Here is an 11,997-nt window from a genome sequence, read left to right on the forward strand (position 1 = left end):
GGCATTTGTCATCAGGGCCTATTTGATTTTGATGTCTAAAGAGAAGATAATTTTTTTTGATTATAGAGAGCAACTAAGAGGAGGAAGGACTAATACAAGCCATATTTAGACATGATCTTAGCAATTCATACTTAATTTAAAGGAACATGTGAAATAATGTCGAATAATATAGTGGAATATACATTTTATGTTAGGAGGAAGTGTTAATGTATGCACGCCCAATAGTCAAAGAGATGTTTGCAGCTGAATTAACATTATCAAAGACAAACCCCAGATTTCCCAAACCAGTACATAGTGAAGAAGAGGCCATTTTAACTTTTTTTCAGTTGAAAAAGGTGGGTCCCAAAAAAATAGAAGCACTTATTCAGGAGATTGTAGAAACAGGAGGAGTTCTGCAGGATTTTATAGTGCTACATACCAACGGTGAGCACGTTGTTTATGACGGAAATAGAAGATTGACAGCATTAAAACTATTAATGAATGATACAGCGGAACTCATAAAAGTAAAGTATCCAAGCACCTACCGTTTTATAGAAAAAGTAAAGCAGAGTTTCGATGTTGAAAGTTTGGCTCTCTACACTAAAGTTTATTCAGATCCAGAAGCAATGGCAAATCATGTAATAAAAATTCATTCTGGGGAGCAATCAGGTGCTGGACAGATTACATGGAGTTCAAATGAAAAAGACACATTTACTGCTCAGTTTATAGGACAACAATTTAACTTAGGGAATATGATTTATAAAAAAATAGAAGCCGATCCGAATAAAAAAGAGCTCTATGGAAAGATAAAAAACGAAAGTTACACTACTACATTTGAACGTATGTTTGGCTTTTTAGATATTAGAACTAGAATATTTAATTTGGAGCGTGGTATCAAAGTTGATTTAAATAATGCAAAACATTTTGATAAGGTTTGCGAAATGATTGAATTTTTTATTTCCAATAAAGGAACAGTTGGAGACGTGTATAATGCTGAATTAGCTAGTAACTATTTTATAAATATTTTACCGATTAGTATTGATATAGGCTCTGGTGATGAGAGAGGAGCCGGTGGTGGAACAGGAGGAGCCGGTGGTGGAACAGGAGGAGCCGGTGGTGGAACAGGAGGAGTCGGTGGTGGAACAGGAGGAGCCGGTGGTGGAACAGGAGGAGTCGGTGGTGGAACAGGAGGAGCCGGTGGTGGAACAGGAGGAGTCGGTGGTGGAACAGGAGGAGTCGGCGGTGGAACAGGAGGAGTCGGCGGTGGAACAGGAGGAGTCGGTGGTGGAACAGGAGGAGTCGGCGGTGGAACAGGAGGAGTCGGCGGTGGAACAGGAGGAGTCGGTGGTGGAACAGAAATTTATTCTCTCGTGTTAAATTTAAAATCCTCTAAAAAAACTCTGAAATTATATAATGATTATAATTTAAAAGAATTAATTGAAGTTGCAACTGATTCTAATGGGGAAAATTTAAAAGACAGAGTAGTGTTTAATTCTGATGGGAACTTTATAAAGGAAAATCACATTTTTTCTGGAGATGCACCGATTGGAACTTATACCATACAGGTTAAACTAGATAATAAAGGGTATTCTGTTTCAAAAAGCGTTGATATTAATGTTACTTTATCCAGCAAAGGTATCAAAATAAACCATCCTAAGAATGAGTTTTTTAAGTCTCTTGCTGCATTTACTGATGGCGAAGTAAATATCAATATTAATAATACTGTTAATATGTTGATCAATGAGATCCAATCTCTAGAGAATGCTCAGGACTACAGATATATGATTGCTTCATCAGTCAGACAGTTGTTAGAGTTATCTATAGAAAAAGTAATAAAAGACAAAAATCTTAGAAACCACGGCAACCCCAAGCAGAATTTGAATTTCTTAATTGAACATTTATCTGAAAGAACTTTACTAACTCAAATATGTAATGGAGATAATAAGCTGAGGTATCAGGCTATCAAGAATTTATTGGGTTCTATAGATTCTGATAAACTATATGACTATTTAAATTTAATAACTCATAGTAGTTATGCTGCCATTTACGATGAATTAGTGGAGAGAGTAAATTTAAGAATTACACCGATCTTAGTGTTGTTCCATAACTATTTACACTTAGTCTGATTTAGATGGCCAAGAAAGAAGGATTTTTGCTACTATTAGACTGAGGTGATCACAACTATGGCCATTCTTTCTCCATTAAGATATCCGGGTGGTAAGGATAAAACATATAATTACATTAAGCATTTGGTGAATATAAACAATGTTTCAACATATATAGAGCCATTTGCGGGAGGAGCTGCGGTTGCTCTTCGCTTACTTATTAATAAAGATGTCAAAAAAATAATTATTAATGATTACGATCGTGGTATATATGCTTTATGGAATACAATAGTTATTCAACCAGAAAAATTAATTCAACTGATACAAGATACTCCGATTGATATGAGTCAATGGTACATTCAACGAGAAATTCAAAAACAAAAAGATAGTATCGATGAATTGACTTTGGCCTTTTCAACACTTTTTTTAAATCGAACTAATAGATCAGGAATTATTAAAGCAGGCGTCATCGGTGGTAAGAAGCAAGATAGAACTGATAAATTAGATTGTCGATTTAACAAAGAAACTATCATAAAAAGAATTAGATTAATTGCCTCTTATTCAGATCAAATAAAGGTATGTAATTATGATGCAAAGGAATTTATAGAAGAGGAAATTAAAAAAACGCGATACTCTCTTACATTTTTTGATCCGCCGTACTATCATAAAGGACCTGATTTATATACAAATTTTTATTCGCATGAGGATCATGTTGAGTTGGCAAAGATAATACAAACAAAGATGAGAAACAGATATTGGATCTTAACCTATGATATTGCCAGTCAAATTGAAGCACTTTATCATAAACAGATTCATACTAAATATTATTTGAATTATTCAATTGCAACACCCACTAAAGGGCAAGAATTCATGTTTTTTTCAAACAAAACAGAGACAGGACAGTATCAAGAGTTTTTACAGATTGTTTAGTCAATTCCAATGTATTTAAGTCTGAGATGTTGTGTTTAAATAATATTAAGAAAGTAACACTTTTTTTGTATTTAGGTTTTAAGTGTGAACTCTTAAGGGTAGCTAAGGACTTCAGGTTAATAATACCAGTCTTCTATATAAGACACTTAATCATTCTTTCATAACAAAAGGGGTCCTGATGAAATTTCATCAGGACCCCTTTTCATTGGATTCTTAAAGACGTTATTATAAATTATTTTTGAAGCCTCTAACCTACTACTGAAGGCTCGAGGATAACCGTAAAGCTGTTGAAGTAAAAAAAGGGAGAGCATCTTCAAAGTTTATTAGGTTTGAAATTGTTGTTCAATTATAAAAAAAATGTTAAATAATCCCTTATATCCGCAATCTAACTGGTCACGGATGATAGGAGTAACTGATTAATTGAAAAATATTTTTGAACTGAATTCTCCATTTTCATGTTTGTTTGAGACTTACCGTGGGTTACGCCCAACTCGTAATCGTTTCAACCGGAAGACGATAGGAAGGATAGCCATCTCTGGCTGCTTTACCTATGGAGATCAACATCACGGGCTGGAAACGCTCTTTATCCAGGCCGAAGGCCTCAGCAATCTGGGCTTTATCATAACCGGCCATAGGATTCGTATCATAACCATGAGCACGGGCAACGAGCATGAGTTGCATGGATATGAGGCCTGAGTCAATGAGATTCATATCACGCAGTTCAGCTGGAGTTATGTTCGCATAATAAGGTTGAACCTGCTGCATCTGCATATCCATGATGTCTTGTGGCATATATCCAAGTTCCACCGATTTGCTGAAAATCTCTTCCATGTACTCAACATTGTTAGCGTCGTAAAATACGGCAATGACAGCGGAAGACGTTAGTGCCTGTGTCTGGTTAAAAGAGGCCAGTGGTGCAAGCTTTTCTTTGCCTTCAGCACTGTCGATGACAAGAAAACGCCACGGTTGCATGTTAATGGCCGAAGGAGCACGTGAAGCTTTCGCCAATATTTCGATCATCTCCTCGCGTCTGATTTTCACTTCAGGGTCGTAGGCTTTAACGGAATGGCGTTCCAAGACGATGGTATCAAAATCATTGGTTTTGTTGAATTGGCCGGTAATTGTATTCATATCGATCTCTCCTCATATCTATATTGGTGAGATTAGGATATCGGTGGTTATATCGGCATCCGTCTCACTATGAGGATTGTAAACTATGAAGTATACTTTATAGCAAGAAGAAGAAACGGGGCGATTCAGATGAAGATTAGTGAAGTAGCGAACAGTGTAAACCTTCCGATTTCCACGATTCGATACTATGAGAAAATAGGTATTATCACGGATGAACATGTGCTTAGAGATCAAAATAACTATCGGAAATATGCGCAGAGCATTATTCAACATCTGGAAGTGGTGAAACAATGTGTGGCTGTAGGCTTTACGACTCATGAGATCCAGTCTATGGTCTCTAAACAGGGATATTCAAGTAATGAACAAGCAAGCATTATCCAAGCAAAAATATTAGAAATTGAAGAGGTGCAAAAAAAATTAGAGAATTCTAAACAAAATCTCTACGAAATTCTTAAAGCAGATATCACATGTGAGGATGGTTTTGGTAAGTATTGAGCTGGACGTTCCTCTTGAACTTTTCAGTCAGAAAGTTTGTACTTCAAATCGATACAATAGAGTACATACCCTCTTGTATACGTAGATTACCGGGCTGCCCAGTTTCCACCTGTACCACAGTAGCAAATACACCGGGCATCCGCCCGTCTGGGAACCAGGGCATTTTTTTATCAATCACAATAAACATGCCTTCTGCATCACCTGTGGGGGAGAATTTCTTCCCATCTCCCGCAAAGGGATCAAGGTGATCATGCTCATTCAATGTGCTCATCGTCTCAGGAACATCATCCACAGGCAGACCGATTTCACTTATACATATCAGATGCTTCGCTTCGAAAGCTTCATCGACTGCATTATCGAGTGAGTGGTGAGCGATGAATTCCATCAAGTTGCCGCTTGGGTCATAGAAATAGAAGGCTGTTGCATCCCAGTAGGGGAAATAAAATTGATCTTGTCCATCCTTGGAAAGCAACGGAATGTTACGGTTTTGGGCCCACTTTTTTGCATCAGCGAGTGTATTCGTTGGAATCGTAAACGCTATATGATAGTATGGATTCTCTTCCTCCGGTGCCTTCTTGAATGCAAGGACCGAGTCTCCTGCACGGAATGAAACGAATGTTGTATCATCCTCCACAAGCTCCAACTCCAGTAGTCTACCGTAAAACTCTCTCATGGCCTCGATCTGATGTGTCAACAAACTAACTTCTCTTATTTTCAATTCAATACCTCTCCTTCTAAACTCATCATTGATTGAAATACTCGATCGTTTTCTCAATAAATGCCTTAGCCGATTGCGTCAGGTAACGGTCGGACCGATGGATGATCTCAAAGTGTCGGTATGGTGGATCATCGGTAATTCGAATGCATCTTAGCGTGGGTTCATTCATGGCTTGGATCAGAGGATAAGGCAGCAGTGTTCCTCCAACATTGGCTTTGACCAGACTAATGATGGAGGTTGCCGAACTGGTCTCCATGATGGTATTAAGGCTAAAACCATATTTACGACAATAGTCATCGACTAATTTCCTGCCGGTAAATCCTTCGGGGAACATCACCGTTTGAATATCACGTAACTCCTGGATTCCAATCGTGCTTCGGTCAGCCCAATCATGATTCTCGGAAACGACCAGTACGTATTCTTCACTGCACAAAGGAATGCGTACAAGCCGATCATCAGGGGCAGATGTGATCTCTATACCGATGTCGACTTCATTCTCCAACACCTGATTCACGACATAGATCGAAGAGATCACCTTCAATTGCACTTTGGGGAAGCGAGCATGAAAATCAACGAGCAATGGTGTGATACGGTAATCCAAATCGGATGGAAGAACACCGATAACCAATCGTCCCCGCTGATCATTGCGGAATTCTGCTAGCGCATCTTGGGTATTCTGAAGATGCCGGATCATTTGTACACAGTGCTCCAGAAACAAAGTCCCAGCCTGGGTCATCACAATCTTTTTGCCGACACGGTCAAACAAAGGAACTCCAAGCTCATCTTCCAACCCACGTATTTGTTGACTCAACGTCGGTTGAGATATGCCAAGTTTCTCAGCTGCCCGTGTAAAATGAAGCTCCTCACACACTGTAATAAAGTTTTCCATTTGACGAATCTCCATAAATTCACCTCTAATCATTGGTTTTAGTAATCATTTTAATAGAAACAATAGTATTGTTCAATCATTCCAATGATCCTATACTTAATCGTGTACCACCCGAAGACCTTGTCATTAACAAATAGGATCTTTGGTGAAGGCAAGAATACTACTACCATGAGGTGATCCATAATGAAACTTTTTTATATTGTATTGGCGCTGATTCTGGCTTCACTGAACTTGAGACCACCGATTACTTCCATTTCTCCTCTGATGAGCACCATACAGAATGATCTGGGTTTGAGTGGCATGACGGCCAGTCTGTTAACAACACTACCGGTATTATGTATGGGCATATTCGCTCCGTTCTCCGTAAGACTAAGTCGAAGGTTGGGGAACGAGGGTGCTATTGTACTGGCTTTAATTTTTATTGGAATAGGTACAGGATTACGATTGTTCGTGGGTGCAACTCCGTTGCTGATGTTAACTTCTTTTTTGTCCGGTGTAGGGATTGCATTGGCAGGGCCGCTGTTGTCCAGCTTCATTAAACAGTATTTTCCTAACCGAGTAGCAGCCATGGTCGGCATCTACTCTACTGCGATGGTGATGGGGGCCAGCATTAGTGTAGGATTATCCGTTCCGCTCCAGCATATGCTGGGTGGATCTTGGAGAGGGACTTTGGCCACATGGACATTACTTGCAGTCATTGCATTGCCGATCTGGTTAAAGTTAGCCTGGTCTGCGCGTACAGATCGACAATCCGGACAAACTTCGTCTGTCATTCATGCGCCACTACCAGTGAAGAACAGGCGTGCATGGGTGCTGACCTTATTCTTCGGACTGATGGCAGCGATCTTCTATTCACTAACCGCTTGGCTTGCACCAGCGATTCAGGGTCTTGGATATAGCCAAGAGACTGCTGGCAACGTCCAAACGTTATTTACATTAATATCACTGCCCTCAACGTTATTCATTCCCATGCTTGTACACCGATACCAAAGGCGTGTGTTCTGGCTTGTTGGATGTGCGTTGTTGGAATTGATAGGGGTACTGATGCTGAATCTCTCTGTCAGTCCGTGGCTCGCGGCGATCCCGCTTGGGATTGGTGCAGGTGGGTTATTCCCGATTGCACTGATGCTGCCGATTGATGAGACAAGCAATGCTCAGGAAGCCAGCAGCTGGTCTGCCATGACGCAATCTGGTGGTTATATTCTTGGCGCACTTGGGCCGCTGGCAATTGGTTGGCTTCACGACCTGACAGGCAGCTTTGTGCAAGCATTCTATGGTTTGGCTATCATCATTGTGCTGCAGATCATCGTGCAAATAGCTATTGGCAATAAGAAGAGCACGGAAGTTGTTGGCCAGAAGCGGAGCTAAAAGTCATGTGAAGTAAAATGGGTATAGAAAATATAGTCTTTATATATGATCTAACAAGTCCATATAATACTGTCGCAATGATTCCTTTAACGTGTCGGGTTCCATAATTCGAATGGATTTACCGAATCCTGCAAGATACCGAACAATGAAATCAAGTTCATGAGTCTCATACGAACCCACAAGAAGCATGTGTGCTGGTTCATTATCCGATTCTTTAACGTGTATGATCTGCATGGATGGAAAATGTTCTTGCTGGAAAAGTTCAACCCCGGTTTCGTCAATCCGACATTGAAATGTAATAGCATCTGGTGACGGTTCCCATAACGAATGGGTATCCTGTGCATGAAGTTCAATCACGTGAGCCAAAGGTTCAATGTCGGACACTTCGGCTGAAATGATCCGGTCGCAACGGAATACTCGGTACGCTTGTTTATGCAGATCATAGGCCTGGCAATACCAGTAGCCTTTCCTCGCATAGAGTGCGATGGGTTGAATGGTGCGAATACTGGTGTTGGACGTGCGGGATGATGGATCTGATTGTTCAGACTCTGCAAGATTCGCAGGGGATGGCCTATGATCAGGGGATATCCGCTGACTAGCGTAAGTAACCTGGATCACTATATTCTGCACAGCAGCCATCAACAGAAACTCCAAATGTGCACTATCTCGAATCTGCTCCGTATGTCGAAAGGAAACCCGGTGTCGGATGTTCTCAATATCTTGTCGTTGCTTGTCGGATAACGCGCTCAGAAATTTCTCATGAATGGTACGGAAAGAGACCTCAAAGGGTAAGCTGGAGAAGCTTCGGAGGGCCTGCATCGCAAAATAAAGGGCATGAAGTTCACCCGTATTGAACGAAATGGGAGGCAGCTGCATCTGTTGCAGCAGTCGATATCCGCCGTAGCGTCCATATTCGACATAGATGGGCGCACCCAACGCTTCCAATGAAGCGATATCTCTAATCGCGGTTCGTTTGGAAATCTGGAACTCCTGCATAAGATCTTGCAGGGTGAACTGTTGTTTTTGATTAATATAGCGCAGCATCTGGTTCATGCGTTCTGATTTTTTCATATCTAACCCTCTTAATGGTGCCATGATATGGCACCTTTCGTTGTTATAGTGATAAGTGTAATCCAATAGGAACAGGGAGGCAATAAAATGAATTTTGAAGTGATACCATTTTTGTCGATGAACGGGGATGCAGCGGCAGCCATTGCTTTTTATGAGGAGTTCCTGGGCGCTAAAGTCATATTCAAGAAAAGTTATAAAGAAATGAAGGAGATGAACCCGGGCTTCGAGTACCCTGCCGGTCAAGATGAGTATATTACACATTCGGTACTTGAGATTGGGGTTAACAAAGTCATGATTGCGGAAGAAGCAATGGACACGGAGAGAGCATGGCAGCTGGGGAACAGCACATCACTATGTATTCAATCCAAGGATAAACATACGATCGATCAACTGTATCATTCTCTGATGCAACATGAGGGCGTGAAGGTACTGGTACCTTACGAGCAAAATGAATTCAGTCCAGGTTATGGCATTGTGCGGGACCCGTTTGGTATTGCGATTCAGCTATGTGTGACGGTGCATGATTTTTAAATTAAAAACATTACAAAGAAGAGCCATGGATATCATGCGCTCTTCTTTGTTCGTTTCTATACAAGGTCGTTTGAGCAGCCAGAAGGTCCCGCAAGTCCAAACGTTACTTCATATCAAGTATCAGGCACTACCGTTCATTTATTTGCTAGGCGTCACCGCTTGAGCTTGGTCATTCTTTTCACTGAAAATCAGAGCTAATGCAGCGAACATCAGGATAAGTGAGACAGCTCGCTGCCAAGAGAATGCAATGAATTCACCACCGAAAAGCCCCAGGGCGTCGATGATAAAACCGGCAACAATCTGACCTACTATCGCCGTAAGGTTGGCAGGTGTTACGCCCAGTTTATTTACGGCCAATGTGGATAGGAATAAATATCCGAAACCAAGGAAAACCGCAGAAAGCTGTAATTTGGGCGCATGAAGCAAGTCGAGTACATGTCCACTGCCAAAAAAATTAATGAGAACAGCCAGAATCAGTGTACCTGACGCAAACGTGAAGAAAACCGTCTCCAGCAGACCGATATTTCGGCTAATCGTACCATTGATCGAGGACTGCGCACTAAGTACAGCTCCACCAACTAAGGTGACAAGAACAATCAATAAACCTATACCCATCGTAATCCTCCTCTAGAATAAAGTAAGAGCCAGTGCGCCCAGCATAAGTACCAAGGCGGCAATTCGTTTGCTTCCTACCGCTTTGCGATTGCTCCCCAGCCATCCGTAATGATCAATCAGAATACTGGTCACCATCTGCCCGACAACAATGGCAATCATGGAGATTCCTACACCCACAATGGGAACACCAATGACTAATGTAAGCAGGTAGCTGACCCCAAGCAAACCCCCAAGCAGGTTCCACTTCGGAAATTTGGTGATAGCAGAGAGGTTTCCTCTACCGAAGAATATCAACAGAATCAGTGAAATAATCGCACCCATGAAGAAGTTATAGAAATCAGCTTCCAGTGTGCCAACGTGTTCTCCAAGTTTGCCATACAGTGCACCTTCAAAGCTTAGAAGAGCTCCTGTTGCAATGGCGATCATATAAAAAATCAGCTTTTTCAATCTATCCTCGACTCCTTGAATTGGGTTGGATTAAAGGTGCATGACTCATCATAAGAAAATGGGGAGGGGAAAACAATGAAAGATCTTGCTTTATTTTTCTGAAAAATTATAGATCTTGCTGTGGCAAAAGGGGTATATTAATACATCTAGAAAATAATTAGACACGAATGCAGGAGGAGATAGGAATGATCGATACAAGCAAGCAAAAATCCTCCAGATTGTTATATATAGGAAAAGTGAACGGCAATCCCAATTGGAATTTTCCAAGTCACATGCATGAGGATATCAGCGAAATGGTGTATGTGTCTGATGGAGAAGGTGTTATTAAAATTAATGGATATCCATATACGGTCAAAAAAGGCGATCTGTTAATCTACAACCAAGGTGTAATTCATGAACAATGTACCTCTCCCGAATGTCCACTCAGTCTTTATTATTGTGGAATAGCGAATATCTATTCAGATGGAACGCAAACGGAGCACATCATTCCTGAAAACGCGTCTCCGTATATCGAAACGAAAGAATATGCTAGCAGGATTGGCGACCTGTTCGAGTTCATGTATGAGGAGTCCTCCGATCAAAAGACGGGCTACGACAAGATCTGTGAAGGACTGCTTGGCGTACTGCTTGCCATAGTTCAGCGGTTAGCTCAACCAAATGCCTCACAAAAACAAGATTCGGATCATCTCGCCGTACGGATCAAGGATTTTCTCGATGACAACTACCTTCAGCACCTGAAGCTTCAGGATATCGCTGTGTACTTTCATATGAACCCTTATTATTTATCTCATGTGTTCAAGGACAAATATAATGATTCACCGATTCGATATATCGTCTATCGAAGAATGGGAGAAGCGAAGCGGCTGCTAACCACAACGAACATGAAGGTAAGTGAAATTGCACATATATTGGGCTACCAGAATGCAAATTATTTCACTATTTTGTTCACAAAGACGATGGGCGAGTCGCCTACCCAATATAAGAAGAATGAAAGGGTGGAACGTGTTGATCTACTGGAGACTTAAACCTGGGGATGTCTTCCTTGATGGCGTATGGCGGGGAATGTGGGATGGTTATAGCGGGCCTCTTTTCGTGTAAATCATATAGGTACGGATTTTGCAGTGTACAAGCAAGTTTAATGGAAAGGAAAGAAGGGATCGCATGATCACGAGAGGTATCGACCATGTTGGGATAACTGTTCCGGATATGGAGCAGGCGACACTATTTCTACAAGAGGCTTTTGGAGCCCAACTTGCCTATGACCATATAACACCGGATGATCCGCCACAGGAAGGGCCTGATACAGAGCGTAAATTAGGACTTCATTCAGGGGCAAAGGTTATTCATATTCGAATGTTATCGCTCGGGGAGAGCGCCAGTATGGAGTTATTTTAGTACGCAAATACAGTACAATCAGAGCCAGTCAGGGCATCGGATTACGGATTACAGCATATGGCGTTGTATGTGGATGATATGCCGGAAGCTGCACGACGCTTCAAGGCAGCAGGAGGAGTGTTGTTAACAGAGCCTGGAGCACTGTCCGGGCATATTGAAGGCGGGGAAGGGAATCAGTTTGTGTATGGAAGAGCGCCGTGGGGGATGCTGATTGAGCTGATCTCCTACCCAGCAGGTATACAGTATCCACATCACAGTGAAGCGAAGCGCTGGACACCACGAAAAAAGTATAAAGATGAGAATAATTAAGAAAAAGGGCGATG

14 protein-coding genes are annotated in these 11,997 nt (G+C 41.5%); 8 read left to right on the forward strand and 6 right to left on the reverse strand.

What is annotated here, in order from left to right; genetic code table 11:
* Positions 1 to 206 precede the first annotated feature (206 nt).
* Both MKY73_RS02485 and MKY73_RS02490 read left to right on the forward strand, forming a co-directional pair.
* Positions 207 to 2,105 carry a ParB N-terminal domain-containing protein gene (locus tag MKY73_RS02485; RefSeq protein ID WP_339305469.1) on the forward strand — a complete coding sequence of 633 codons (1,899 nt, stop codon included), beginning with the start codon at positions 207 to 209 and terminating at the stop codon, positions 2,103 to 2,105.
* A gap of 57 nt (positions 2,106 to 2,162) precedes the next feature.
* Positions 2,163 to 3,014, forward strand: a complete 852-nt coding sequence (locus tag MKY73_RS02490) for a DNA adenine methylase (RefSeq protein ID WP_339305470.1) — start codon at positions 2,163 to 2,165, stop codon at positions 3,012 to 3,014.
* A 480-nt stretch (positions 3,015 to 3,494) separates the two neighbouring features.
* Here the strand turns inward: MKY73_RS02490 and MKY73_RS02495 are convergent, their stop codons facing one another.
* Positions 3,495 to 4,145 (reverse strand): nitroreductase family protein, encoded by a 651-nt coding sequence (locus tag MKY73_RS02495; RefSeq protein ID WP_339305472.1) that lies wholly within the window; start codon positions 4,143 to 4,145, stop codon positions 3,495 to 3,497.
* A 129-nt stretch (positions 4,146 to 4,274) separates the two neighbouring features.
* On the opposite strand from MKY73_RS02495, the gene MKY73_RS02500 reads away from it, so the two are divergent.
* Positions 4,275 to 4,640, forward strand: coding sequence for a MerR family transcriptional regulator (locus MKY73_RS02500; protein WP_339305473.1), 366 nt, complete (start codon positions 4,275 to 4,277; stop codon positions 4,638 to 4,640).
* 43 nt (positions 4,641 to 4,683) lie between these two features.
* Here MKY73_RS02500 and MKY73_RS02505 read toward each other — a convergent pair whose 3' ends face one another.
* Complete coding sequence (locus MKY73_RS02505) at positions 4,684 to 5,358, reverse strand: VOC family protein (RefSeq protein ID WP_339305474.1); 675 nt, start codon at positions 5,356 to 5,358, stop codon at positions 4,684 to 4,686.
* 25 nt (positions 5,359 to 5,383) lie between these two features.
* Positions 5,384 to 6,247 carry a LysR family transcriptional regulator gene (locus MKY73_RS02510; RefSeq protein ID WP_339305475.1) on the reverse strand — a complete coding sequence of 288 codons (864 nt, stop codon included), beginning with the start codon at positions 6,245 to 6,247 and terminating at the stop codon, positions 5,384 to 5,386.
* A 183-nt stretch (positions 6,248 to 6,430) separates the two neighbouring features.
* On the opposite strand from MKY73_RS02510, the gene MKY73_RS02515 reads away from it, so the two are divergent.
* Complete coding sequence (locus tag MKY73_RS02515; RefSeq protein ID WP_339305477.1) at positions 6,431 to 7,615, forward strand: MFS transporter; 1,185 nt, start codon at positions 6,431 to 6,433, stop codon at positions 7,613 to 7,615.
* 39 nt (positions 7,616 to 7,654) lie between these two features.
* On the opposite strand, the gene MKY73_RS02520 is transcribed toward MKY73_RS02515, so the two are convergent.
* Entirely contained in the window at positions 7,655 to 8,686 is a 1,032-nt protein-coding gene (locus tag MKY73_RS02520) for a YafY family protein (RefSeq protein WP_339305478.1), read from the reverse strand.
* Positions 8,687 to 8,773: 87 nt separating this feature from the next.
* Between MKY73_RS02520 and MKY73_RS02525 the strand changes: the two genes are divergently transcribed.
* Positions 8,774 to 9,217: a VOC family protein gene (locus MKY73_RS02525; protein WP_339305479.1), complete on the forward strand. Its 444-nt coding sequence runs from the start codon at positions 8,774 to 8,776 to the stop codon at positions 9,215 to 9,217.
* 138 nt (positions 9,218 to 9,355) lie between these two features.
* Here the strand turns inward: MKY73_RS02525 and MKY73_RS02530 are convergent, their stop codons facing one another.
* Complete coding sequence (locus tag MKY73_RS02530) at positions 9,356 to 9,832, reverse strand: DMT family transporter (protein WP_339305480.1); 477 nt, start codon at positions 9,830 to 9,832, stop codon at positions 9,356 to 9,358.
* Positions 9,833 to 9,844: 12 nt separating this feature from the next.
* Positions 9,845 to 10,258 (reverse strand): DMT family transporter, encoded by a 414-nt coding sequence (locus tag MKY73_RS02535; RefSeq protein WP_339308463.1) that lies wholly within the window; start codon positions 10,256 to 10,258, stop codon positions 9,845 to 9,847.
* A 206-nt stretch (positions 10,259 to 10,464) separates the two neighbouring features.
* On the opposite strand from MKY73_RS02535, the gene MKY73_RS02540 reads away from it, so the two are divergent.
* The 3 genes from MKY73_RS02540 (at position 10,465) to MKY73_RS02550 (ending at position 11,983) form a co-directional block, all read left to right on the forward strand.
* A complete protein-coding gene (locus MKY73_RS02540) occupies positions 10,465 to 11,304 on the forward strand; it encodes an AraC family transcriptional regulator (RefSeq protein ID WP_339305481.1) in 840 nt (279 codons plus the stop codon).
* A 136-nt stretch (positions 11,305 to 11,440) separates the two neighbouring features.
* Positions 11,441 to 11,674 (forward strand): VOC family protein, encoded by a 234-nt coding sequence (locus MKY73_RS02545; protein ID WP_339305483.1) that lies wholly within the window; start codon positions 11,441 to 11,443, stop codon positions 11,672 to 11,674.
* Between the two features lie 57 nt (positions 11,675 to 11,731).
* A complete protein-coding gene (locus MKY73_RS02550) occupies positions 11,732 to 11,983 on the forward strand; it encodes a hypothetical protein (protein WP_339305485.1) in 252 nt (83 codons plus the stop codon).
* The last annotated feature ends 14 nt before the right edge of the window (positions 11,984 to 11,997 follow it).

This window comes from Paenibacillus sp. FSL R5-0519 (assembly GCF_037974275.1).
In the GTDB taxonomy this organism is placed as follows: domain Bacteria; phylum Bacillota; class Bacilli; order Paenibacillales; family Paenibacillaceae; genus Paenibacillus.